This window comes from Parasphingopyxis algicola, from assembly GCF_013378075.1.
Classification (GTDB): domain Bacteria; phylum Pseudomonadota; class Alphaproteobacteria; order Sphingomonadales; family Sphingomonadaceae; genus Parasphingopyxis; species Parasphingopyxis algicola.
Map to the genome: position 1 here is coordinate 1,572,890 of NZ_CP051131.1, position 24,318 is coordinate 1,597,207.

A 24,318-nucleotide genomic window follows, 5' to 3' on the forward strand; every position below is an offset into this window, starting at 1 on the left:
GGCGCGCCCGCATTAAGTCTCCGACATGACGAAACGCGTTCGCCGTACCGTAAAAGAATCGCAGGAGAATATTCTTTCCGCTGCTGAAGGGCTGGTTCGGGAAAGCGGTCCGGCCGGTCTGACGCTGACGGAAGTCGCCCGCCGCGCGAAGACGACGCACCCTAATATCATCGCCCGGTTCGGCTCCGCCCTCGAACTTCAACGGCAAACCGCATCCCGCATTGCAACAGCAATCATTGCGGAAATTGCGGAAGATCTTACAGACGCGACGGAGACTTCCGAACCTCTGCGCCAATCGTTGCACACCCTCTTCGAACGACTCGCAGAGGAACCGAACCGTCGTATTTTCGCGTGGATCATCCTGCACGACGAGGCTGGACGAATAGCCGGGCTCGACGCCGGACTTGGGCGTATTGTCGATTTGCTTGAGCGGCGTGTCCGGACGCGCGACAATTTGGAAAAGGTGGACCGCGAATATATTGGCCTGCTCATGCGGTTAGCGATTGGAGCCGCTCTGGGTAACGGGCTTGCCGGCCGGCACCTCGAAGGGCTGGCGGACACCGGCGAGGGCGGCGATCGCCTCGCGGATATCATGGCCGATATGATAAACGTGATTCTCGACCAGAGGGTTTCTCGGACGCCTGCATACTGACCTCTCTGGTCATGATTTGACACAACATATGCCAGACACAGAATCCGAACCCCATCCACCGGTCGGCGGAAATATGGGGAATTCAGGAAAAACTCTTGCGCATTCTCTTATATTGACATAAACAGTGTCATTATATTTATGCGAATTTTGGAGGTAAAAATGCGTTATTTGGTCGTCCTGGCTGCCATGGCATTACTGCCAGCGGTTTCCGTTCACGCAAATGATTCCGTACGTTCCGCCTGTATCGAGGATATCAGGTCGCTCTGTTCAACCGAGTATCGAGCACGGGATCGCGAAGCGATCCGCGCCTGTCTCCGCGACAAGATCGACGAGGCAAGCGTTGGTTGCCAAGAAGCGGTTGCTGCAGTGCTGGCTGATAGACGGCGAAGATCGGGAAGCTGATGCGGCGACAGATGCCGAAATCGGGTACAATCTTCCCATGGCGCCATGCGTGATCGCCGGTGTTTCTGCCCCCAGACGCAGGCGATCCAAGGCGCGAGGCTGAGTCCGTGTACAAAATGCACGGACTCAGCCTTTCTTATTTTACCGGTAAGCTGCAAGCCTATTTCCAGGTGAAAGGCATTGCCTATCGCTTCGTCGAAATGGACACAGCCGACTTCCGACGGTGCGCCGCCGCAACCGGCATCGCGCAAATGCCACAAGTCGAAGCGCCGGACGGCACGTGGCTGACCGACACCAGTACAATCATCTCCCGGTTTGAAAGCGAAATTGACGAACCGAGACTGCAACCGAGCCAGCCAGTAGACCGGTTCTTTTCTCTACTGCTCGAAGATCTGTTCGACGAATGGCTGTGGCGGCCGGCGCTATATTATCGATGGGCTTTCACAGCCGACGCCCATCTGATGAGCGGCCAGATTGCCGAGATTTTACTGCGCGACATATCGCTTCCGTTTCCCCTACGCCGCAGGCTTATTCTATGGCGCCAGAAACGCCGCTATCTGGGCGGCGACGGTGTTACACCCGCAACAACTGAAAGTATCGAAGCGCTCTATCACCGACTGCTCGCCATCCTTGAACCGATATTGCGGTCACGGCCTTTCCTCTTCGGCGAACGGCCTTGCGAAGCTGACTTCGGGCTATTCGGTCCCGTTTTTCGTCACTTTTCTTATGACCCTACACCGGCGGCCATTCTGCGAGGCAAGGCACCCCACCTGCTTGCATGGGCCGCATGCCTGTGGGCGCTACGGCCGAACGATCTGTCGGAATCCGCATTGCTCGACCGGACTCCGCGCGACCTTCAGCCGCTGATCGACATGGCGGCGAACGATTACCTCCCTTATCTCGCTGCCAACGCCACAGCCTATCGAAGTGGCGAAGCGTATACCCGGTATCGCCAACATTGCGTGGATTGGTCGGTCCCGACTGCACCATATCGAGTCCATTGCCTCCGCGCGCTTCAAACCGCGTATGGCGGGCTCACGGCAAATCAGAAGATCGTGGCTGGAGCCCGCCTGTCGCCAGCTGCAATCGGAATTTTGAAGTCTAGACAAAAGTTCGCCGGGCCGGGCTCCTTACGAGAGAAGAATTGTGCTCTTGTCGATCGCTTGGGAAATGCCCAACGACGGTTCGGTATCTAATCGCGCCATTCGGCGGCGTTTCTGCGCCGGCCAGCCCGGATTAAAGCTGCCATGGGTCAATCGGCATTTCAACCGTGCCTCTTCCAGCGACTCTGAGAATAGGAGGTCTTGATAGGATGGCCTATTTATATGGCACATAAGTTAGATGCCGACCATGGTCTCAAGATCTGAGCCAACGGCCATTGTCGCCTTGCGCAGCGGACTATCCGCGAGATGCGCGTAGCGTGCGGTTGTTTTCACGTCGCGATGACCGAGCAGCGCTCCAATCACGGGCAAGCTGAACCCGCCTTCGGCAGCTTTGCTGGCAAAGGTGTGGCGGAGATCGTGTAACCTTGCATCGTTTATATTTGCGGCTTCGCATACGCGGCGCCAGACCTTCGGGGTGCCGATGTAATGACCTTTGCCCGAACGCGCAGGGAATACGAACTCCGATCCACCGCTCTCGGGGACGGACGCAAGGATACGTTTCGCGCCATCGTTGATCGGAATGGTTTTGGCCCCGGTCTTGCTCGTTTGAAAACGGATGAAGCCTCGATCATGATCGATTTCCGACCGCTTCAAGCCCTCGATCTCGCTCTTTCGGCACCCGGTCAGCAGGAGCAACTTGATAATCAAGACACCGAAGGATGGAATGCCCACGCCCACCTCCTCGGCAAGGGCTTCCCCCAGCCGTTTGAGTTCATCGTCACTCAGATAGCGTTCCCTGCGAGAATCCGGCGTCCGCTCGATACCCATCACCGGGTTCTTCTCGACCAATCCCATTCGTACGCCGAAGCTGTAAATGGCTGATAGCTGTCGCAGCGTCCGCGTCGCCGCTCCATCGCCGCCGGTAACCCGAGCGGTTCCATGTTTCGACGTTCGCTTGGTAAGAGCTGTCTTGCCGTTTCGCACATCTTCGCGAAACTGGATCACTTTCATCGGCGTCAATTCCGCGGCCGGCATGTCTCCGATCAGCGGCTTGATATGGCGCTCGATGCGGCCCTTGTCGATCGCGACATTTTTGGGATTACGGGGAGTACCGCGCAGCTTGCCTCTGGCCCGGGATCGCGGGGCGCATTGCTCAAGCCATTTGTCCGCAAGCTCGCCGACCGTGAATGCGGGAATTTTTGCTTCGTCCCGTTCCAGGGCCGGGTCTTGGCCAAGTTCGACCCGGGCCAGTATCAACCGCGCGGCCGCTCTCGCCTCCTCGACCGTAACCGTCCCGTAGACCCCTAATGTCATACGGCGCTGCTTATGCTGGCCGAGTGCAAAGGTCCGATATTGGGCCAAAAATGAGCGCCGGCCTTTAGGGCTTACCCGTACGCCGAACCCTTTAAGCTCTTGATCCCATACAATATATTCTTGCTCCTTTGCGGTGAGTGCTTCCAATTTTCGCTTGGTGATCTTGGTGCAAATCATGGCCGGAAACCTCTGCCTGCTTCCAAATTTGGAATTTTCATTTCATCGTTTGATGATGAATTTGGAAGCAATTTGGAAGCAAGAGAACGGGATTTGGCGTGAAATTCACAGATCTGGCGAGAACATGAAATTCTCTAACTATTTGATTTTATGAAATATTAGAAAAACGGATGAAAAGGCGGGAAGCCTTCCGGCCAAACTCCGAAGGCAGAGGCCAGAGGTTCGAATCCTCTCGGGTGCGCCAGCTCCCATACATGATGGTCGACAAATCCCGGCCCTGCGTCGATCCGGACTCGCGCTTCGCGATGCGCTGCCCTAGCTTCCGCTCCGTCCGATGATCAAGGATGAGCAAGGGGGAGCATGACGATGGCATTTCGCGGAGCGGCATTCATTTCCATCTCGGCGGCACTCGGCGTCGGCATAGCGAGCCAGGCGACCGCGCTGGCGGATCCGGCGCCGGCGGTGCAGCGCGTCACCGGGATCGGCGGGATATTCTTCCGCAGCGACGATCCGGCGGCGCTGGCGACATGGTATCGCGACAATCTCGGCATCGATCTCACGCCGCAATCTTATGACGTCGAGCCCTGGCAGCAGGAGGCAGGACCCACAGTTTTTGCGCCGTTCAACCGGGCGACCGACTATTTCGGCCGCGACGAACAGATGTGGATGGTCAACTTCCGCGTCGCCGATCTCGATGCGATGGCCGCGCAGCTGCGCGGCAACGGGATCGACGTGGAGATCGATCCGGAAACCTATCCCAACGGCCGCTTCGCGCGACTTTACGACCCCGAGGGCAACCCGATCGAACTATGGGAACCGGCCGGGCACGATTAGCCGCCCCGAAACTATGCCGCCCCTATCGTATTGCCGGGATCGGAAGTATCGCTCCCAGATGAATACCGCCAATTCGCCCTGTCACCCTAGGAGATGTACCCGATGAAAACCCGTGCCGCCGTCGCCTTCGAGGCGAAGCAGCCGCTCGAAGTCGTCGAGCTGGATCTCGAGGGCCCGAAGGAAGGCGAGGTTCTGGTCGAACTGATGGCGACGGGGATCTGCCACACCGATGCCTATACGCTGGACGGTTTCGACAGCGAAGGGAAGTTTCCGTCCGTGCTCGGCCATGAGGGCGCCGGGATCGTCCGCGAAGTGGGCGCCGGCGTCACCTCGGTCGCGCCCGACGATCACGTCATCCCCGCCTATATTCCCGAATGTCGCCAATGCAAAAACTGCCTCTCTCAGAAAACCAATCTGTGCACGGCAATCCGCGATACCCAGGGGCAAGGACTGATGCCGGACGGGACCAGCCGGTTCAGCTACAAGGGCGAGACGATCTACCATTATATGGGCTGCTCGACCTTCTCCAACTTCACCGTGCTCCCGGAAATCGCGGTCGCGAAGATCCGCGAGGACGCGCCGTTCGAGACGAGCTGCTATGTCGGCTGCGGCGTCACCACCGGCGTCGGCGCGGTGATCCATACCGCCGATGTCGAAGCGGGCGCGACCGTCATCGTGTTCGGGCTCGGCGGGATCGGGCTCAACGTGATCCAGGGCGCGAAGCTCGTCGGCGCGAAGCAGATCATCGGCGTCGATATCAATCCCGACCGAGAGGAATGGGGCCGCAAATTCGGCATGACCGAGTTTGTAAATCCGAACGACATATCGGGCGATCTTGTCGCACATCTGGTCGAGCGAACCGATGGCGGCGCGGATTACACATTCGACTGCACCGGCAATACGGACGTGATGCGCACGGCGCTCGAAGCCTGCCACCGCGGATGGGGCGAGAGCATCATCATCGGCGTCGCCGAAGCCGGCAAGGAAATCGCCACCCGCCCCTTCCAGCTGGTCACCGGCCGGGTCTGGAAGGGCACGGCGTTCGGCGGCGCGCGCGGACGCACCGACATTCCCAGGATCGTCGACTGGTATATGGACGGCAAGATCGCGATCGATCCGATGATCACGCACAAGCTCAGTCTCGACGACATCAATAAAGGCTTCGACATGATGCATGCGGGGACCAGCATCCGCAGCGTCGTCGTCTACTGAAAACCCCGCTTAACCTGAGGAGAAACATCCATGTTTTCGCACGTCATGCTCGGCAGCAACGATATCGAACGGTCGAAGAAATTCTACGACGCGCTGTTCGCGACGCTCGGCGGGAATCCTGCCATCACCGACGACAAGGGCCGGCTGATCTATATGCATAATGGCGGGCTTTTCCTGGTCACCAAGCCGATCGACGGCGAGACCGCCTGCCACGCCAATGGCGGGACGATCGGCTTTGCGGCCGAGAATCCCGAACAGGCGGACGCCTGGCACGCGGCGGGCATCGAAGCCGGGGGCACGGCGATCGAGGATCCGCCCGGCGTTCGCGAGGGCGCTGGCATGAAGCTCTACCTCGCCTATCTGCGCGATCCCGACGGCAACAAGATCTGCGCGATGCACCGCATGGGCTGAACCCGCTGCTCCATCGTGCGGGCCGCGCCGGGCCAAGGATCTGACATATGACCTATGATTTCGACGCATGGCGCGCCCGTTCGCCCTTTTACGACGAGAGCCATGACGCGCTCGCAGAAAGTGTCCGCCGTTTCGTCGAGCGCGAGATCGAACCTTATATCGACCAGTGGGAGGCGGATCGCCAGATCCCCCGCGAATTGCACAGGAAAGCCGCCGAGGCCGGCATTCTCGGCCTCAACTATCCCGAGGAATTTGGCGGGCACAGCGAAGGGTTCGACATCTTCCACGGCATGGTCTTGACGAACGAGCTGGCCCGTGTGGGCGCGGGCGGGCTCGGCGCGTCGCTGATGACGCACGGCATCGGTCTCCCGCCGATCCTCGCCCAGGGCTCCGACGCGTTGAAGCAGCGGATCGCCCCGCCCGTCCTCGCCGGCGAGAAGATCATCGCGCTCGGCATCACCGAACCGTCGGGCGGATCGGACGTCGCCAATCTCAAGACCCGCGCCGTGCGCGACCCTGGATCGGGGTCCGGGGCAAGCGGCGAAGACTTCATCGTCGACGGCCAGAAGATGTTCATCACCTCGGGCATGCGCTGCGATTATATGACGACCGCCGTGCGCACCGGCGGCGAGGGCGCGGGTGGGATTTCTCTGCTGTTGATCGAGATGGACCGCGACGGCGTCAGCCGCACGCCGCTGGAGAAGATGGGCTGGCACTGTTCGGATACGGCGGCGATCTATTTCGACAATGTCCGCGTTCCCGCATCGAACCTGATCGGGCCGGAAAATGGCGGCTTCATAGGCATCATGCGGAATTTCAACCGCGAACGGCTTGGCATGGCGACCGGCTGCTGCGCTTTTGCGCGCGTCTGCCTGAAGGAAGCGGCGGACTGGGCGCGCGAACGGGAAACCTTCGGCAAGCCGCTGGCCGGGCACCAGGTGATCCGCGTCAAGCTCGCCGATATGGCGCGGCGGATCGGGGCGACCCAGGCCTGGGTCGATCAATGCGCCTGGGCCGAGAGCGAGGGCAAGGGCCAGCCCGCCGATTTCGCGATGCTGAAGGTGCAGGCGACCGAGATGCTCGAACGGGTCGCGCGCGACGCCGCGCAGGTGCTGGGCGGCGCCTCCTACCTGCAGGGCTCGAAGGTCGAACGCATCTATCGCGAAGTCCGCGTCAACGCGATCGGCGGCGGATCGGAAGAGATCATGCTTGACTTGGCCGGGCGGCAATTGTTCGGCCGATAGCGTGACCGCCGCCGTCAGACCATCCGGTCGATCGCGATGCAGGTGACGAGCCCGACGATGACGTTCATCGGCAGCCCGATCTTGAGGAAGTCGGCGAAGCGATAGCCGCCGGCAGCATAGACGATCGTGTTGGTCTGGTAGCCGATCGGGGTCGCGAAGCTTGCCGACGCGGCAAACATGACGGTGAAGAGCAAGGGCCTCGGGTCGATGCCGAGATCGGCTGCGAGCGTCAGCACGATCGGCGTCATGATCACCGCGACGGCGTTGTTGGTGACGAGTTCGGTCAGCACCGAGGTCAGCGCGTAGATCAGGATCAGCAGCAGCAGCGGCGAGGCGGCCGCGAGCAGCGGCAGCGCCACATCGACGATGAGGTCGACCGTCCCCGCCTTTTCGAGCCCCACGCCCACGCCGAGCATGCCGAAGATCAGCACGATGACATTGCCGTCGATCGCCTTCCAGGCTTCTTCGGGATCGATACACCGCGTCGCCAGCACGACCGCGACGCCGACGATCGCGAGCAGTTCGATCGTCCAGACGCCGAGCGCCGCGAGCCCGACGATCGAGAGCATGGTCGCGACCGCGATGGGAGCGCGCAGCCGCCGAAAGGGCCGGACCGTCGGCGCCCCGATATCGATCAGGTTCACATTGGCCTCGATCGCCGTGATGCTGGCCGGGCTGCCCTTGATCAGCAGATTGTCGGCGGCGCGCAGCGTAACCTCGGAAAGCGTCGGCCCGGGCAGATGACGCGACCGCATCAGTCCGAGAACTCGGGCATCGGTCCGTGTCAGGAACGGGATTTCCGCCAGTCTCCGGCCGATCGCCGGATGTGTCGGCGCGATCGCCGCGGCCACAATCCGGTCTTCCGGCGTCGCCGGCACCGGCCGGCTCGCGATTCCGACCTGAAGTCCGTACGTGTCGGAAAGCGAAAGCAATTCGGCCTGATCGGCGGCGAAGATCAGCCGATCCCCGGCCATCACTACCTCGGCGTCGATGTCGTGCCGCATCAGTTCGCCGCCGCGCCGCAGCGCAACTGCGCGCAGACCCGACCGCCCGAACTCGCCGATCTCGCCATAATATTTACCGATATCGTCATGATCCTCGCCGATCAGCAATTCGGTCAGATAGCGCTCGTCGACCGGCCTCCGCTCGGCGTGTTCGTCGCCCTCCTCATGCGCCGGAAGCAGGAAGCGGCCGGTTATGAGCAGCAACAGCATGCCCGAAGCGGCGGCCACGAGCCCGACCGCGGTCAGTTCGAAAATGCCGAACGCCGGCTGCCCCGCACGCTGCGCCACGCCGTCGACGAGCAGGTTGGTCGACGTCCCGATCAGGGTGAGCGTACCGCCGAGAATCGACAGATAGGACAAGGGAATCAGCAGTCTTTTCGCCGCGATACCGGCAATGTCGCCGATCCGCCGCATGATCGGGACCAGCACGATGACGACCGGCGTGTTGTTGACGATGGACGACGAGAAGAAGGCCCCGCCCAGCAGCTCGCCGATCGCGCGAAGCGGATGGCCGGCGGCGCGGCGCTCGGCGATGCTGGCCAGCGCCTCAACCACGCCCGTGCGTATCAGCGCGCCCGACAGAATGAACATCGCCGCGATCGTGATCGGTGCGGGATTGGCGAAGACCAGCTCCATCTCGGCCCGCGGCAGATAGCCGAGCATCAGCATGGCCGCCGCGCCGATCACCGCGATGATGACGGGCGGCAGCTTCTCCGAAATGAACAGCGCGAACAGCCCGACCAGCACGGCGAGCCCGATCCAGGCGGATTGCGAATCAAGGACTTGCCGGATCATCTCCATGGGAGCGGGTTAGCGGGAGGCGCCGCCTACGGCTATATGCTTCGGGCCCCGGCGCGCCCTCCCCTGTTCCAAAGGCCGTCTCGTCCGCGCACCCGCACCAGCCTAGGTTCAGAGCATGACTGTCCAACCCCCGGCCGGAAAAGGCTCCGTTTCAACGCCGCGGACAACCGTCTGGTTCGACGGCGCCTGTCCGCTGTGCGCGCGCGAAATCGCGTGGATGAAGAAACTGGACCGCAACGGCAGACTGCATTTCGTCGACGTGTCGGACGAAGCGACGCCCTGCCCGATCGACCGGACCGCATTGCTTGAACGCTTTCACGCGGAGGAAAATGGCGAACTCCTGTCCGGAGCCGCGGCCTTTGCCGCGATGTGGCGCCAGCTGCCGCTGCTCCGCCCGCTGGGCCTCGCCGCGCGCCATCGTCTCGTTCTGGCGCTGCTTGAAAGGCTTTACCGGATATTCTTGCGCTTCCGACCCGCCATGCAGCGGATAGGCCGCCAGCTAGAGGCGCGCTAGAGAAGCGTTCAACCGGCGCCGCGTCAGACCGTTTAAAGCTTTGTAAATCCGGAAAAAAGGCAACACACCGTCTCTTTCACACCGCGATTTCGACATCGGCCCCGTCTCACGCCCGATACAGGGTGCTTAACGCTATCTAAAGGCGTCGAAATTATATGTCGAACCGGCCAATCCGGTCCGCAAGAGAGCATTGATCCGAGCCGCAAGCTACGCATGACAGAACGAGCAGAACCTCCAGTCGATGAAGCCGAGCGCTTGGCGGCTTTGCGTCGCTATGCAATTCTGGATACGGCCCCCGAGGAGAATTTCGACCGGATCGCGAGGCTGGCTGCGCGGCAGTTCGGCGTACCGATCGCACTTGTTTCGCTGATCGATGAAGACCGGCAATGGTTCAAGGCGAGCTGCGGGCTCGACGTCCGGGAAATGGGCCGCGATGTTGCGTTCTGCGCCCATGCCATCCTCGGCGATGACGTTTTCGTCGTTCCGGACGCAACCAAGGATCCGCGCTTTTCCGATAACCCGCTCGTAACGGAGGACCCCGAGATACGGTTTTACGCGGGCGCACCGCTGACCGACCGGCGTGGCCACAAGCTTGGCACATTGTGTCTGATCGATACCGAGCCAAGACCGGGGCTATCGAGTGAAGATCAAGCGCTGCTTCGGGACCTCGCCGCGGTCGTTACGGACCAGATCGAAATGCGCCATGCCACAGGCGATGTTCTCGGCGAAGTCGAAGCGCGTATCGAAACCGAAGAAAATCTGGCCCAGACCAAAAGCCTGCAGCGCGAGACGCAGCTTCGTTATGAAGCGATTTTCAATCATACATTCCAATTTTGCGGGATTCTCGATCTCGATGGCATCGTCCTCGAGGTCAACGACACGGCGCTGGAATTTGGCGGTCTATCGCGCGACGAAGTGGTCGGCATGCCGTTTGCCGAGACCTACTGGTGGCGGGTCGGCACGGCGACGCGCGACGCGGTCGAAGAGGCTGTTCGCAAAGCGTCCGCTGGCGAATTCGTACGTTTCGACGTGGAGGTGCAGGGCGAAGGCGGAGTACGTGTTCCGATAGATTTTACGCTGAAGCCGATCACCGATGACAGCGGCACGGTCACGATGCTGATCGCGGAGGGCCGCGATATCTCCGAACAGATCGAGACCGAGAAGGCGTTGCGCCGTAATCAGGAAGAGTTGGAGCTGATCTTCAATTCGGTGCCGATGCGGATCTTTTTCAAGGACGACAAGAACCGGATCATCCGGCTGAACAAGGCCGCGGCGCAATCGATGGATATGCCCGTCGAAGATGTCGAAGGCGCCGACACCTACGAACTCTTTCCCGAACAGGCCAAAAAATATCACGACGACGATCTCGAGGTCATCAATTCGGGCCGGCCCAAGCTCGGCATTGTCGAAGAATATACCCCGCGCGAGGGCGAACGCGGCTGGGTGCGCACCGACAAGGTGCCCTATGTCGATCCGGACACCGGCGATCGGTTCGTGTTTGCCGCGGCGACCGATATCACGGCGGAAAAGCAGGCCGAAGAGGCGTGGCGCGCCGGCGAGGCCCGCTACCGCTCATTGTACAACAACACGCCGATCATGCTCCATTCGGTCGATATCGACGGCCGGCTGGTGAGCGTCAGCGATTTCTGGCTCAAGAAGCTGGGCTATGAGCGGGACGAGGTTCTCGGCCGCAAATCTACCGAATTCCTGACCGCTGAATCGGCGAAGAAAGCGAAGTATGCGCTCGACGAGTTTTACAGGACCGGCACCTGCGCGGATGTGGAATATCAGTTCGTCACCAAATCCGGCGACATTCGCGATGTCCTGCTTTCCGCGGTAGCCGAACGCGACGGGAATGGTGCAATCGTCCGATCGATGGCGGTGAGCGTCGATATCACCGATCGCAAAATCATCGAAAACCAATTGCTGCAGTCGCAAAAGATGGAGACGGTCGGCCAGCTGACCGCCGGGCTGGCCCACGACATCAACAATATGCTCGGCGTCATCGTCGGAAATCTGGAGTTGCTGGAGCGTGAGGCCGATACGGACGACAAGGCGGCAAAGCGGATAGGAGCTGCGCTGGGCGCCGTCGATCGCGGGGCCGAACTCACCCAGCGTTTGCTGGCCTTTTCCCGGCGACAGGATCTGGAAACAACGTCCATCGAACCCAATCCGCTGATTGAAAATCTCGCCGGCCTGCTGAAACGGACCTTGGGCGAGAATATCGAGCTCGAATGTCGGCTGGGCGAAAACATGCCGACCATTCATACCGACCCTTCGCAGCTGGAATCCGCCATCCTCAATCTTGCCGTCAACGCGCGCGACGCGATGCCGAACGGCGGCAAGCTGACCATCGGAAGCGGCCTGGTCCATCTCGACACCGAATATGCCGCCAGAGAAGTCGATCTGGAGCCGGGCGACTATGTCGTTCTCGCCGTGACCGATACGGGCGTCGGTATACCGGCCGACGAAATCGAAAAAGTCTTCGAACCCTTTTTTACGACCAAGGATCTCGGCAGCGGCACGGGTCTTGGCCTCTCCATGGTCTATGGCTTGGTCAAACAGTCGGGAGGCCATGTCCGGATATACAGCGAGGTCGGTCATGGCACTTCGGTCAAACTCTATCTTCCCATCGAAACGGCCGCACAAAAGGACGAGGCAAGCCCGGTCGATGATATCATCGCGAGCGACGAAGAAGTGGGCGGATGGGAGACGATCCTCGTGGTCGAGGATCAGTCCGATGTTCGCAAAGTCGCGATCGGCCTGCTCGAATATCTAGGCTACAAGATAGTGTCAGCGGAAAACGCCCAGGAAGCACTTGAACGGCTTGAATCGTCCGAAGAAATCGACCTCCTGTTTACCGATATCATGATGCCCGGTGGGATGGACGGCAAGGATCTCGCCAGATTCGCGCGCGAAATGCGGCCCGGCCTGCCCGTCGTTTTTGCAACCGGCTATGCCGAATCGGCGATTTTGCGGGAGGGCGAGATCAAGACGAGCGCCAATCTCGTCACCAAGCCCTATCGCCGCGCGGATCTCGCGGCGAAGATCCGGCATGCGCTCGACACCCAGGCTGGCGCTCAGCCGTCCAATGAGGCGGCGGCATGACGATGGCCGGCCAGAACAGGATCCTTATCGTTGACGACGAACCGGACCTTCGCTCCTTCTTCCGCGACGTCGCCGAGGATATCGGCTTTGTATCGGCGGAGGCCGGCGATCAGGACGAATTCGCCAGTGCCTATGAACGGCTCGACCCGACGGTGGTCCTGCTCGACCTGACCATGCCGGACACCGACGGCGTCGAATTCCTGCGGAACCTGGCCAAACGCAATTGCACGGCGCCGGTCATCCTGGTCAGCGGTCAGGACGAGCGGGTAATCGCCACCGCCGAACGGCTGGGGCGCATGTTCGGTCTCGACATGCGCAACGTGCTGCAAAAACCGGTCGGCGTGACCGATCTCGAAGCCGCACTTCAGGAGGTGCGGACCAAGAATATCAGCATTACGGCCGATACGCTGTCGACGAGCATAACCGAGGGCGAGCTCGTTTTGCATTTTCAACCCAAGATCGGGCTGCAAAGCGGCGATGGCTTTCCGGTCGTCGGCAGCGAAGCCCTGGCGCGCTGGAACCATCCGGCCCACGGCCTTTTACCGCCCAATGATTTCGTGCCGTTGGCAGAGGAATCGGGACTGATCGGGAAGCTGAGCGACGAGGTTCTGCGCCAGGCGATCACACAAATCGGCATCTGGCAGCGCAACGGAATCGCGCTTCCGGTGGCGGTCAACCTGTCGCCCAAGCAGCTCACGGATCTGACGCTGCCTGACCGGATCGCCGAGCTTGTCGCGGAAGCGAACATCGAAAGACCGCTTCTGACGCTCGAGGTTACCGAACAAGCGGCGATGGCCGATACAGGCAAGGCCATGGATATCCTGACCCGGCTGCGGCTCAAGGATATCACGATCGCGCTTGACGATTTCGGCGCCGGCTATTCTTCCCTCGTCGAAATCTATCGGATGCCCTTCAGCGAGCTGAAACTCGATCGATCGCTCATCACCGATATCGACACAAGCCGCGACGCCCGCACAGTCGTGCGCGCGCTCGTCGCGCTGGCCCAGGAATTGAAGATGCCGGTCTGCGCGGAGGGCGTCGAGACCGAAAACACGGTCACGTTCCTGCAGGATATCGGCTGCGAGATAGCGCAGGGCTTTTTCTTCGCAAAGCCCATGCCCGCCGACGAGTTCGCTAAATTTGTCGCAGCGGGATCGTCCAGCGAGGAAGGTGCCGGCGAAGGCTCGACGTCGGCGGCGGCCTAGGGGATCGCGTCGACCGACGATAGTGACGGCTACCTGAAATCGAAGATCGTATCGCGCTGGATGTCAGCAGATGCAGGCGAACCGGGCTTGAAAGGCATCGCCAAAAAAGGCCGGGAACCTCCCGTCTCCGACTGGACGCTCTCGGACTTCACTTCGAGAGTGAATGGTGCCCAGAAGAGGACTCGAACCTCCACGTCCGCAAGGGACACCAGCACCTGAAGCTGGCGCGTCTACCAATTCCGCCATCTGGGCCCACGGTTCCAGCGATATGCTCGCCAGAACGCAGGATGGGCGCTATGATGGGCGATGCGGCGCTTGTCAATGTGCTGGTTAGACGCCATGGGGGCCGCACGACCCCGAAGGAGCAGATTTTCGATGCAGGACAGGCTGGTAACGATGTTCGGCGGCGGCGGCTTTCTCGGCCGGTACGTTGCGCAGGATCTGCTGAAAGCCGGCATTCGAATCCGGATCGCGGAGCGCAATCCGGGCGATGCCTTTTTCATCAAGCCGATGGGCGGGCTGGGCCAGACGCAGTTCGTTGCCGCAGACATCACCAAGCCCGCAACCCTGGTGCGCGCGCTAGAAGGGGCCGATGCCGCGATCAATTTCGTCGGCATCCTGAAGGGCGATTTTCAGAAGGTCCATGTCGAGGGTGCGCGTAACGCGGCGGAGGCGGCCAAGGCGGCCGGCGTCCGCGATTTCGTGCAGATCTCGGCGATCGGTGCATCGCATGAGGCGGCGTCGCACTATGCGCGCTCGAAAGCCGCCAGCGAGGATGCGGTGCGCGAAGCGATCCCTGATGCGATGATCATGCGGCCTTCGGTCGTGTTCGGCCCCGAAGACGGCTTCATCAACCGCTTCGCCGCGATCGCCCGCATGGTGCCCGTCATGGTCCCGGTGATGCGGCCCGACACCAAGTTCCAGCCCGTCTATGTCGCCGATGTCGCCGATGCGGTCGTGAAGGCCCTGCTCGACCCCGCCGCTTATCGCGGCCGGACGTTCGAGCTGGGCGGCCCGCAGATCCTCTCGATGCGCGAGATCAACCGCTTCATTCTGGATTCCATCGGCAAGCCCGACAAACAGATATTCGAGGTGCCCGACGCGATGGGCCGGGCGATGGCGCGCATGGGCTTCCTGCCTGGCGCACCGATCAGCTGGGACCAGTGGCTCTCGCTGCAGAGCAACAATGTCGTCGGTGAGGATGCCGACGGCTTCGAAGCGTTCGACATCGCCCCCCGGCCGCTCGCTGCGGTGGCGGACAAATGGCTGGTCCAGTATCGCACGCATGGGCGGTTCGCCAACAAGGCGGCCGGCGAAGTCTGAACTTGCCGGAATTCCGCTGGCGCGGGTTTGTTTGTCAGGTTTTTGTTTGTCAGACTCGACCTGTCGGTTGAGCGCCGCACCAGCCCGCTCCCCCTCCCGACCTCCCACTTAGGGTACACTGAATGGGAGGTCGGGAGGGGGAGCGGGCTGGTGCGGCGAACTTTCGCCAGAAAGTTTCTGATGATTAGAAAGCCCAGAGCAGCACGATGCCCAGCAGCACGCGATAGACGACGAAGACCATCATCGAGGCCTTGCGCAGGAAGCGCATCAGGAAGTGCATGGTGGCGAGTGCGGCCACGAAGGTCATCGCGCCGGTGATCAGGGCCTCGGTGACGAGTTCGCCGCCGACTTCCATGATCTCGGGTATGATGAGTACCCCCGCCCCGGCCACCGCCGGGATCGACAGCAGGAAGGAAAAGCGCGCGGCCTCGACCCGCTGATAGCCGAGGAAGCGGGCCGCCGTCATCGTGACGCCGGACCGGCTCGTCCCCGGGATCAGAGCCAGCGCCTGGGCCGTTCCGACGATGATCGCATCGCGGACCGTCATGTCTTCATAGGCTTTTTCCTGGCGCCCGAAGCGATCGGCGATACCGAGCAGCAGCCCGTAGCCGATCAGGTTCGCGGCCACGAGATCGGTCATCCGGAGCTGGGGCATGATGTCGTTGGCGTAGAGGAACGCGCCGAAGGCGACGACCGGGACGGTGCCGATCGCCACCCACCAGAAGAGCCGCCGCTGCTCGGGCGCCCGGCCGATGCCGACCGTGGCGAACCCGCCCCGCGCCAGGCCCCAGACATCTTTCGAGAAATAGGCGATGATCGCGAACAGCGAACCCACATGCAGCGCGGCATCGATCAGCGGCCCCTGATCGTCGGCGCCCATGAACACGGGCGTCAGGATCAGATGGCCCGACGAGGAGATCGGCAGGAACTCCGTCACCCCCTGCACGATGGCCGTGATCAGCATTTGGAGGAAAGTCATGCAGCGCCCCTATCACAGCCGATTCCACTCTGTCTTGCGCTAAATATAGGGCCGATACGGCCATTCATTGACGCTGAAGTCCGGACAAACCGCCATGCCGCATGAAATATTCGCTCATTAGGTAATATAAACTGTCCTATATGGCGATTTTCCGCGTGACTTAGCGATTTTCCATGCTATCAGGGCCGCATACGGAGAATCCGATGGCTGACAATCCAATGCTCAAATTCGTGGGCGTTGAGCAGGCTTATCCTGCGAAACGCGCGCCCGGCGACCGCAGCGACGATTTCGAGGAAATCGCGCGCGCCTATGCCATCGAAAAGGCCGAGGAACAGTCGGCGCGCTGCTCGCAATGCGGCGTCCCCTATTGTTCGGTCCATTGTCCGTTGCACAACCATATCCCCGACTGGCTCAAGCTGACCGCCGAGGGCCGGCTGCGCGAAGCCTATGAACTCTCCAACGCGACCTCGACCATGCCCGAGATTTGTGGCCGCATCTGTCCGCAGGACCGGCTCTGCGAAGGCAATTGCGTGATCGAATTTTCCGGCCATGGCGCCGTGACGATCGGCGCGATCGAGAAATACATCACCGACACGGCGTGGAAGGAAGGCTGGGTCGAACCGATCACGCCCGTCCGCGATCGCTCGGCCCAGTCGGTCGGCGTCATCGGCGCGGGCCCCGCCGGTCTGACCACGGCCGAATATATGCGCGGCCATGGCTATGAGGTGCACGTCTATGACCGGCACGACCGGGCGGGCGGGCTGATGACCTATGGCATCCCGGGTTTCAAGCTCGAAAAGGACGTCGTCATGCGCCGCATCCAGCGGCTGAAGGACAGCGGCATCCATTTCCATCAGGATTTCGAGGTCGGCCGCGATGCGAGCCTCGCCGAGCTGCGCGAGAAGCACGACGCACTGCTGATCGCGACGGGCGTCTACAAGGCGCGGCAGCTGAAGGCGCCGGGCGTCGGCACCGAGGGCGTGGTCGAGGCGCTCGATTTCCTGATCGCGTCGAACCGCAAGGGTTTCGGCGAAGAGGTCCCGGCGTTCGACAGCGGCGCGCTCAACGCGGCGAACAAGAATGTCGTCGTCATCGGCGGCGGCGATACGGCGATGGATTGCGTTCGCACGGCCGTCCGCCAGGGAGCGAAATCGGTCAAGTGCCTGTACCGGCGCGACCGCGAGAATATGCCGGGCTCGCAGAACGAGGTCCGCAATGCCGAGGAGGAGGGCGTCGAATTCGTCTGGCTCTCCGCGCCCCAGGCGTTCGAGGGTACGAAAGGCGTAACCGGCGTGAAGGCGCACAAGATGCGGCTCGGCCAGCCCGACGCATCGGGCCGGCGCGCGCCGCAGGTCGATCCGGGCAGCGATTTCCATCTCGACGCCGATCTCGCGATCAAGGCGTTGGGTTTCGATGCCGAAGACCTGCCCGGCATGTTCGGCAGCCCCGACTTGTCGGTAACCCGCTGGGGTACCTTGCGCGTCGATCACAAGACGATGCAGACGAGCCTCGACGGTGTGTTCGCGGCCGGCGATATCGTGCGCGGCGCGAGCCTCGTCGTCTGGGCGATCCGCGACGGCCGCGACGTGGCCGCGCACATGCACAAATATCTGAAGGCGAAGGCGCCAGCGGCGAAAGCGGAGCCGGCCCGGGAAAAGGAAGTGGTGTGATGTCCTTGCCACATATCTCCTATTCGTCATTCCAGCGAACGCTGGAATCTCTGGCCACCCAGCGCGGCCGTTGCGCAATTTTGCCCAAGATTCCAGCGTTCGCTGGAATGACGGTGGCTGTTTTGGTGGCCTTGCTGTCGACACCTGCATCTGTCGCGGCCCAGACACCCCCCGCCCCGGCCGCCGCCGAGGCGCTCGATCCCGACCGGCTCGAAAAGGCGCGCGAGCTGCTCGATCTCGTCATGCCGCCCGCCCAGCGCAACCAGATGATCCTCGCGATGCTCGAGCCGACGATGACCAATATCGAGCAGGGGCTGATGCAGTCGCCGCGCTTCATGGAAGCAATGCAGGAGGATCCCGAAGCCCAGCAACGCTTCCTGGCCTTCCTCCAGCAACAGCGCGTCGAAACCGGCGAGTTGATGGTCGCGACCCTGCCCGGTCTCGTCGAGGCGATGACGCGCGCCTATGCGCGGCGCTTCACCGTCCGCCAGCTACGCGACATGATCGACTTCTTCGAAAGAAATACGGGCCGCGCCTATCTGGCCGAAGCCGCCACGATCATGGCCGATCCCGACATCGCCGCCTGGCAGCGCAACACGATGGCCCGGGCGATGACGATGATGGACGACGATATCGAGGCGCTGATGGCCGATGTCGGCGCGGACTCCGGCGAAACGGCCGCCCGCCCCTCCCGCCCGGTCACGAGCAGCAATCTCGATGCGATGCGCGGTGGCGGCGAGCCCGAGGAAAGCACTGAAACAGAGACCGAAGAATGACCGACCTCCCCACCTCCGAACACGCGCGTCTCGCTACGCGTGGCATGTACCATCCGGAACTGGAATCCGATGCCTGCGGCGTCGGGCTCGTCGCGGCGATCGACGGGCAGCCGTCGCGGCGCGTCGTCGAGGCGGGGATCGAGGCGTTGCGTGCGGTCTGGCACCGCGGCGCGGTCGATGCGGACGGCAAGACGGGCGACGGCGCAGGCATCCTCGTCGACCTGCCTGCGCGCTTCTTCGACGATGCGATCGCCGATAGCGGGCACCGGCCGATGCCCAACCGGCTCGCAGTCGGCATGGTCTTCCTGCCGCGCACCGATCTTGGCGCGCAGGAAACCTGCCGCACGATCGTCGAGAGCGAGATCATCGAGTTCGGCTACAGCATCTACGGCTGGCGGCAGGTGCCGGTCGATATCTCGGTGATCGGAGAAAAGGCGCAGGCGACGCGGCCCGAGATCGAGCAGATCATGATCGCCGGCCCGATGCCCGAGGAGATCGATGCCGCCGAATTCGAGAGGGACCTTTTTCTGATCCGCAAGCGGATCGAAAAGCGGATCATCGAAGCCCAGGTCCGCGATTTCTATATCTGCAGCCTGTCGTGCCGCTCGATCGTCTATAAAGGTCTCTTCCTCGCGGAATCGCTGGCGACCTTCTATCCCGATCTCACCGACGAGCGGTTCGAAAGCCGCATGGCGATCTTCCACCAGCGCTATTCGACCAACACCTTCCCGCAATGGTGGCTCGCCCAGCCGTTCCGCAGTCTCGCCCATAATGGCGAGATCAATACGATCCGCGGCAACAAGAACTGGATGCAGAGCCACGAGATCAAGATGGCGAGCTTGGCGTTCGGCGAGCATTCGGAGGAGATCAAACCGCTGATCCCGGCCGGATCGTCCGACACGGCCGCGCTCGACGCGGTGTTCGAGACGATCTGCCGCTCGGGCCGCGACGCGCCGACGGCCAAGCTGATGCTGGTCCCGGAAGCCTGGCAGCATGACGACGATCTGCCGCAGGCGCATATGGACATGTACGCCTATCTCGCGAGCATGATGGAACCCTGGGACGGGCCCGCCGCGCTCGCCATGACCGACGGCCGCTGGATCGTCGCGGGGATGGACAGGAACGCGCTGCGCCCGCTGCGCACGACGCAGACCGCGGACGGGCTGCTGATCGTCGGTTCGGAAACCGGGATGGTCGTCGTTCCCGAAAGCCAGATCGTGAAGAAGGGCCAGCTCGGCCCCGGCCAGATGATCGCCGTCGATCTCGAGGACGGCGAACTGTTCGAGGATATGGCGATCAAGGACAAGATCGCCGCCGAACGCCCCTATGGCGAATGGGTGAAAGGCTTCAAGACGACCGCCGACCTGCCCAAGCCGAAAAAACGGTACGCGCCCGACTGGGAGCGCGCCGAGCTGCTGCGCCGCCAGGTCGCGGCCGGGCAGACGATGGAGGATATGGAGTTGATCCTCGCGCCGATGGTCGAGACCGCCAAGGAGGCGGTCGGATCGATGGGCGACGATACGCCGCTCGCCGTGATCTCCGGAAAGCCACGGCTGATCAGCCAGTTCTTCCGGCAAAACTTCTCGCAGGTGACGAACCCGCCGATCGATTCCCTGCGCGAACGCCATGTGATGAGCCTCAAGACGCGCTTCGCCAACTTCGCGAACATCCTCGACAAGGAAGCCGAGCAGGACAGCGTCCTCGTCCTCGATTCGCCGGTTCTCACGTCCGACCAATGGGGCGGGCTGAAGGAAGGGTTCGGCGATGTCGCGGCGGAGATCGACTGTACCTATGACGTCGGCGGCACTTTGCGGGACGCGATCGCCGCCGTTCGCAAACAGGCCGAACAGGTGGTCCGCGAGGGCCATATCGAGCTGTTCCTGACTGACGAGAATACGGGGCCGGACCGGATCGCGATCCCGATGGTGCTCGCCGCCGCCGCGGTCCACACGCATCTCAAGCGCAAGGGGCTGCGCTCCTACGCCTCGGTCAATGTCCGCTCGGCCGAATGTCTCGACACCCATTATTTCGCGGTGCTGATCGGCGTCGGGGCGACGACGGTGAACGCCTATGTCACCGAGGCCGCGATCGCCGAGCGGCGTGCGCGCGGCCTGTTCGGCGACCTGACCCTCGAGGATTGCCTCGAACGCTACCAGCTCGCGATCGACGAGGGCTTGCGGAAAATCATGTCGAAGATGGGGATAGCGGTGATCTCCAGCTATCGCGGCGGCTATAATTTCGAGGCGGTCGGGCTCTCGCGCTCGCTCGTCAACGAGTTCTTCCCCGGCATGCCGGCCAAGATTTCTGGCGAAGGCTACGCCTCGCTCCAGCTCAATGCCGAGCTTCGCCATGATGCCGCGTGGGACCCGGCCGTCGTCACCCTGCCGATCGGCGGTTTCTACCGCCAGCGCGCGGGCGAGGAGCAGCACGCCTTTTCCGCCCCGCTCATGCACCTGCTGCAGACCGCCGTCGGGACCGACAGCTATTCGAGCTATCTCCAATTCTCGCGCGGCGTGCGCGATCTCGAGCCCGTCTATCTGCGCGACCTGATGGAGTTCAACTATGCCAAGGAGCCGGTGCCGATCGACGAGGTCGAAGCGATCACCGAGATCCGCAAGCGGTTCGTGACGCCGGGGATGAGCCTCGGCGCACTCTCGCCCGAAGCGCACGAGACGCTCGCCATCGCGATGAACCGGATCGGCGCGAAAGCCGTGTCCGGCGAGGGCGGCGAGGACAAGAGCCGTTACAGCCCCAAGCCCAATGGCGACAATGCGAACAGCGTCATCAAGCAGATCGCATCGGGCCGCTTCGGCGTGACGGCCGAATATCTGAACGCCTGCGACGAGATCGAGATCAAGGTCGCGCAAGGGGCAAAGCCCGGCGAAGGCGGCCAGCTGCCCGGTTTCAAGGTCACCGAGTTCATCGCCAAGCTCCGCCACGCGACGCCGGGCGTCTCCCTGATCTCGCCGCCGCCGCACCACGACATCTATTCGATCGAGGATCTGGCGCAGCTCATCTACGACCTGAAACAGATCAACCCCAAGGCGCGGGTCTGCGTAAAGCTCGTCAGCTCGGCGGGCATCGGCACGGTCGCGGCGGGCGTCGCCAAGGCCCATGCGGACGTGATCCTCGTCGCCGGCAATACGGGCGGCACGGGCGCATCCCCGCAAACGAGCATCAAGTACGCGGGCACGCCCTGGGAGATGGGCCTTTCCGAGGTCAACCAAGTGCTGACCCTCAACGGGTTGCGCCATCGCATCCGGCTGCGCACCGATGGCGGGCTCAAGACGGGCCGCGATATCGTGATCGCCGCGATCCTCGGCGCCGAGGAGTTCGGCATCGGCACGCTGAGCCTCGTCGCCATGGGCTGCATCATGGTGCGGCAGTGTCACAGCAACACCTGCCCGGTCGGCGTTTGCACACAGGACGAACGGCTGCGCGAGAAATTCACGGGCACGCCGGAAAAGGTGATCAACCTGATGACCTTCATCGCCGAGGAGGTGCGCGAGATATTGGCCCGGCTCGGCTTCCGCTCGCTCGACGAGGTGATTGGCCGGACCGAGCTGCTCCGCCAGGTTTCGCGCGGCGCCGAGCATCTCGACGATCTCGACCTCAACCCGATCCTCGCCAAGGTCGACGCGCCCGACGATCAGCGGCGCTTCAATATCGAGGGCTGGCGCAACGAAGTGCCCGACAGCCTCGACGCCCAGATGATCGCCGACACAAAGGCCGTGTTCGAGCGCGGCGAGAAGATGCAGCTCACCTATACGGTCCGCAACACGCATCGCGCGGTCGGCACGCGGCTGTCGTCCGAGGTGACGCGCCGGTTCGGCATGTCAGACCTCGCCGACGATCATCTCCATGTCCGCCTGCGCGGCTCGGCCGGCCAGTCGCTGGGCGCGTTCCTCTGCAAGGGCATCACGCTCGAAATATTCGGCGACGCGAACGACTATGTCGGCAAGGGCCTGTCCGGCGGCCATATCGTCGTCCGCCCGACCGTCTCCTCGCCGCTCGAGAGCAAGGACAATACGATCATCGGCAATACCGTCCTCTACGGCGCGACAGCGGGCAAGCTGTTCGCGGCCGGCCGCGCCGGCGAGCGTTTCGCCGTCCGCAATTCGGGCGCGGACGTCGTGATCGAAGGTGCCGGCGCCAACGCTTGCGAATATATGACCGGCGGGACGGCCGTCATTCTCGGCACGGTCGGCAAGAATTTCGGCGCGGGCATGACCGGCGGGATGGCCTTCGTCCTCGACGAAGACGAGCTGCTCGAGCGCCACGCCAACCCCGAGAGCATCGTCTGGCAGCGCCTCGCCTCCTCGCACTGGGAGGAAAAGCTGCTCGAACTGATCGGCGGCCATGCCAAGGCGACCGACAGCCCCTGGGCGCATTCGATTATCGACGATTGGGACCGGTGGCGCGGGCATTTCTGGCAGGTCTGCCCCAAGGAAATGCTCAACCGGCTCGACCATCCGCTCAGCGACGAGGAAGAGATCGCGGCGGCGGAATAAGCGAGGCGCGCATCAGGAAATATCTGACCGCCAACAGGGTCTCAGATCACGACCGAACCGGCGTTTCCCTGCCGAGAATTCGGGTTAGGCGAAGCCCAACCCTCGCGCTCACAGACCGTCAAGCGCCTTGCTGACGAGGATATTCACCGAAACGCGGCGGTTCTGTGCCCGGCCTTCGGCGGTTTCATTGTTCGCCAGCGGGTCCGCTTCGGCCATCCCGGTGGGGGTGAGCATGCGCCAGGGTGCCCAGCCGCATTCCTGCTGAAGATAATTGACGACGCGACCGGCCCGCCTTTCGCTCAGTACCTGGTTGTATTCCTGGTCTCCGACCGAATCGGTGTAGCCGACAACAAGCAGCAGGGCGTTGTCCGTCGCATCGGCTTCGCTTGCCGTGGCGCAAAGCTCGCGCTCGGCCTCAGCCGACAGCCGCCACCTGCCAGTGTCGAAATACACGTTCGTCGTGCCGCGGATATTGTACTGGTCGATATCGCCCACGCGGCCGCGCAACGCCTCTGTCGCCGCTGTATTTTCCTCGATTGCGGCGCCCTGTTCCGCAAATTGCTGCCCGGTGCCTGTACGGATCATGGTCGCGGTCTCGAGGTCGTTGTCGCTGAACCTGACCTTGCTCGCCACCAGGCCATCGCCCCATTCAACCGTCTCCACCGTGACCGGCAGGCCGTTGAGCAGCGAGTCCGCAGCAAGCTGAGTACGACCGAGGCCGAGAAAGCCCCCGCGCGCCCTGATTTCGGTGACGGGGGCGATGAGAATGCTTGTGGTGCTGCCGTCGGCGCTCGTGACCTCCATCCGGTCGCCGCTGCGCGCGGAAATGAAGCCTTCGATCTCGGGCCCCTCGGTCGACCCGGACAGATCATCCGGAGGCGTGCCGTACACGTAAATCGAATTCTCGCCCTCGACCGGTTCCAGCTGCTGCGCAGCCAGGCTGCTCGGAATTGGAACGGCAAGCATGGCCATAAGGAAAAATGCCGTCGGCCTTCTGGAAATTATATGCACTATGTTGCTCCCTCAAACTCCCGCAACCGGATCTGCGTGGTCGCGAATTTTCGTCCGGTCGAGGCCG

17 protein-coding genes and 1 tRNA gene are annotated in these 24,318 nt (G+C 62.4%); 13 read left to right on the forward strand and 5 right to left on the reverse strand.

The window, feature by feature from the left end; genetic code table 11:
• The first annotated feature begins 25 nt into the window (after positions 1-25).
• Positions 26-652, forward strand: a complete 627-nt coding sequence (locus HFP57_RS07795; RefSeq protein ID WP_176869252.1) for a TetR/AcrR family transcriptional regulator — start codon at positions 26-28, stop codon at positions 650-652.
• Between the two features lie 518 nt (positions 653-1,170).
• Positions 1,171-2,250: a glutathione S-transferase family protein gene (locus HFP57_RS07800; RefSeq protein ID WP_246263662.1), complete on the forward strand. Its 1,080-nt coding sequence runs from the start codon at positions 1,171-1,173 to the stop codon at positions 2,248-2,250.
• Between the two features lie 141 nt (positions 2,251-2,391).
• On the opposite strand, the gene HFP57_RS07805 is transcribed toward HFP57_RS07800, so the two are convergent.
• Complete coding sequence (locus HFP57_RS07805) at positions 2,392-3,648, reverse strand: tyrosine-type recombinase/integrase (RefSeq protein WP_176869254.1); 1,257 nt, start codon at positions 3,646-3,648, stop codon at positions 2,392-2,394.
• Between the two features lie 366 nt (positions 3,649-4,014).
• On the opposite strand from HFP57_RS07805, the gene HFP57_RS07810 reads away from it, so the two are divergent.
• From HFP57_RS07810 to HFP57_RS07825, 4 genes are all read left to right on the forward strand, one after another.
• The gene (locus tag HFP57_RS07810; RefSeq protein ID WP_218135095.1) at positions 4,015-4,482 is read left to right on the forward strand and encodes a VOC family protein; all 468 of its coding nucleotides are present in this window, start codon (positions 4,015-4,017) and stop codon (positions 4,480-4,482) included.
• Positions 4,483-4,584: 102 nt separating this feature from the next.
• Complete coding sequence (locus HFP57_RS07815) at positions 4,585-5,694, forward strand: S-(hydroxymethyl)glutathione dehydrogenase/class III alcohol dehydrogenase (RefSeq protein WP_176869255.1); 1,110 nt, start codon at positions 4,585-4,587, stop codon at positions 5,692-5,694.
• Between the two features lie 30 nt (positions 5,695-5,724).
• Positions 5,725-6,105: a VOC family protein gene (locus HFP57_RS07820; RefSeq protein ID WP_176869256.1), complete on the forward strand. Its 381-nt coding sequence runs from the start codon at positions 5,725-5,727 to the stop codon at positions 6,103-6,105.
• 47 nt (positions 6,106-6,152) lie between these two features.
• On the forward strand, positions 6,153-7,349 hold the full coding sequence (locus HFP57_RS07825; RefSeq protein ID WP_176869257.1) for an acyl-CoA dehydrogenase family protein: 1,197 nt from the start codon (positions 6,153-6,155) through the stop codon (positions 7,347-7,349).
• Between the two features lie 14 nt (positions 7,350-7,363).
• Here the strand turns inward: HFP57_RS07825 and HFP57_RS07830 are convergent, their stop codons facing one another.
• Positions 7,364-9,148, reverse strand: coding sequence for an SLC13 family permease (locus tag HFP57_RS07830; protein WP_176869258.1), 1,785 nt, complete (start codon positions 9,146-9,148; stop codon positions 7,364-7,366).
• A gap of 121 nt (positions 9,149-9,269) precedes the next feature.
• Here HFP57_RS07830 and HFP57_RS07835 point away from each other — a divergent pair, with 121 nt between their 5' ends.
• The 3 genes from HFP57_RS07835 (at position 9,270) to HFP57_RS07845 (ending at position 13,981) form a co-directional block, all read left to right on the forward strand.
• Positions 9,270-9,668: a thiol-disulfide oxidoreductase DCC family protein gene (locus HFP57_RS07835; protein ID WP_176869259.1), complete on the forward strand. Its 399-nt coding sequence runs from the start codon at positions 9,270-9,272 to the stop codon at positions 9,666-9,668.
• Positions 9,669-9,881: 213 nt separating this feature from the next.
• Positions 9,882-12,776 carry a PAS domain S-box protein gene (locus HFP57_RS07840; RefSeq protein WP_176869260.1) on the forward strand — a complete coding sequence of 965 codons (2,895 nt, stop codon included), beginning with the start codon at positions 9,882-9,884 and terminating at the stop codon, positions 12,774-12,776.
• The gene (locus HFP57_RS07845; RefSeq protein ID WP_176869261.1) at positions 12,773-13,981 is read left to right on the forward strand and encodes an EAL domain-containing response regulator; all 1,209 of its coding nucleotides are present in this window, start codon (positions 12,773-12,775) and stop codon (positions 13,979-13,981) included. Before HFP57_RS07840 ends, HFP57_RS07845 begins: the two co-directional genes overlap by 4 nt.
• A 164-nt stretch (positions 13,982-14,145) precedes the next feature.
• On the opposite strand, the gene HFP57_RS07850 is transcribed toward HFP57_RS07845, so the two are convergent.
• Positions 14,146-14,233, reverse strand: a tRNA-Leu gene (locus tag HFP57_RS07850).
• 123 nt (positions 14,234-14,356) lie between these two features.
• Here HFP57_RS07850 and HFP57_RS07855 point away from each other — a divergent pair.
• A complete protein-coding gene (locus HFP57_RS07855; RefSeq protein WP_176869262.1) occupies positions 14,357-15,304 on the forward strand; it encodes a complex I NDUFA9 subunit family protein in 948 nt (315 codons plus the stop codon).
• A 184-nt stretch (positions 15,305-15,488) separates the two neighbouring features.
• Here the strand turns inward: HFP57_RS07855 and HFP57_RS07860 are convergent, their stop codons facing one another.
• Positions 15,489-16,283, reverse strand: coding sequence for an undecaprenyl-diphosphate phosphatase (locus HFP57_RS07860; protein ID WP_176869263.1), 795 nt, complete (start codon positions 16,281-16,283; stop codon positions 15,489-15,491).
• Positions 16,284-16,486: 203 nt separating this feature from the next.
• Between HFP57_RS07860 and HFP57_RS07865 the strand changes: the two genes are divergently transcribed.
• From HFP57_RS07865 to gltB, 3 genes are all read left to right on the forward strand, one after another.
• Positions 16,487-17,953: an NAD(P)-dependent oxidoreductase gene (locus HFP57_RS07865; RefSeq protein ID WP_176869264.1), complete on the forward strand. Its 1,467-nt coding sequence runs from the start codon at positions 16,487-16,489 to the stop codon at positions 17,951-17,953.
• A 113-nt stretch (positions 17,954-18,066) separates the two neighbouring features.
• On the forward strand, positions 18,067-18,729 hold the full coding sequence (locus tag HFP57_RS07870) for a DUF2059 domain-containing protein (RefSeq protein ID WP_176869265.1): 663 nt from the start codon (positions 18,067-18,069) through the stop codon (positions 18,727-18,729).
• The gene (gltB, locus tag HFP57_RS07875; protein ID WP_176869266.1) at positions 18,726-23,240 is read left to right on the forward strand and encodes a glutamate synthase large subunit; all 4,515 of its coding nucleotides are present in this window, start codon (positions 18,726-18,728) and stop codon (positions 23,238-23,240) included. Before HFP57_RS07870 ends, gltB begins: the two co-directional genes overlap by 4 nt.
• Positions 23,241-23,348: 108 nt before the next feature.
• On the opposite strand, the gene HFP57_RS07880 is transcribed toward gltB, so the two are convergent.
• Complete coding sequence (locus tag HFP57_RS07880; RefSeq protein WP_425500734.1) at positions 23,349-24,251, reverse strand: OmpA family protein; 903 nt, start codon at positions 24,249-24,251, stop codon at positions 23,349-23,351.
• Between the last annotated feature and the right edge of the window lie 67 nt (positions 24,252-24,318).

What these genes read in the sequence shown, in the direction of transcription:
- HFP57_RS07795 (WP_176869252.1), top strand. Translation starts at nt 26, where the DNA reads ATGACGAAACGCGTTCGCCGTACCGTAAAAGAATCGCAGGAGAATATT.
- HFP57_RS07800 (WP_246263662.1), top strand. Translation starts at nt 1,171, where the DNA reads ATGCACGGACTCAGCCTTTCTTATTTTACCGGTAAGCTGCAAGCCTAT.
- HFP57_RS07805 (WP_176869254.1), bottom strand. Translation starts at nt 3,648, where the DNA reads ATGATTTGCACCAAGATCACCAAGCGAAAATTGGAAGCACTCACCGCA.
- HFP57_RS07810 (WP_218135095.1), top strand. Translation starts at nt 4,015, where the DNA reads ATGGCATTTCGCGGAGCGGCATTCATTTCCATCTCGGCGGCACTCGGC.
- HFP57_RS07815 (WP_176869255.1), top strand. Translation starts at nt 4,585, where the DNA reads ATGAAAACCCGTGCCGCCGTCGCCTTCGAGGCGAAGCAGCCGCTCGAA.
- HFP57_RS07820 (WP_176869256.1), top strand. Translation starts at nt 5,725, where the DNA reads ATGTTTTCGCACGTCATGCTCGGCAGCAACGATATCGAACGGTCGAAG.
- HFP57_RS07825 (WP_176869257.1), top strand. Translation starts at nt 6,153, where the DNA reads ATGACCTATGATTTCGACGCATGGCGCGCCCGTTCGCCCTTTTACGAC.
- HFP57_RS07830 (WP_176869258.1), bottom strand. Translation starts at nt 9,148, where the DNA reads ATGATCCGGCAAGTCCTTGATTCGCAATCCGCCTGGATCGGGCTCGCC.
- HFP57_RS07835 (WP_176869259.1), top strand. Translation starts at nt 9,270, where the DNA reads ATGACTGTCCAACCCCCGGCCGGAAAAGGCTCCGTTTCAACGCCGCGG.
- HFP57_RS07840 (WP_176869260.1), top strand. Translation starts at nt 9,882, where the DNA reads ATGACAGAACGAGCAGAACCTCCAGTCGATGAAGCCGAGCGCTTGGCG.
- HFP57_RS07845 (WP_176869261.1), top strand. Translation starts at nt 12,773, where the DNA reads ATGACGATGGCCGGCCAGAACAGGATCCTTATCGTTGACGACGAACCG.
- HFP57_RS07855 (WP_176869262.1), top strand. Translation starts at nt 14,357, where the DNA reads ATGCAGGACAGGCTGGTAACGATGTTCGGCGGCGGCGGCTTTCTCGGC.
- HFP57_RS07860 (WP_176869263.1), bottom strand. Translation starts at nt 16,283, where the DNA reads ATGACTTTCCTCCAAATGCTGATCACGGCCATCGTGCAGGGGGTGACG.
- HFP57_RS07865 (WP_176869264.1), top strand. Translation starts at nt 16,487, where the DNA reads ATGGCTGACAATCCAATGCTCAAATTCGTGGGCGTTGAGCAGGCTTAT.
- gltB (WP_176869266.1), top strand. Translation starts at nt 18,726, where the DNA reads ATGACCGACCTCCCCACCTCCGAACACGCGCGTCTCGCTACGCGTGGC.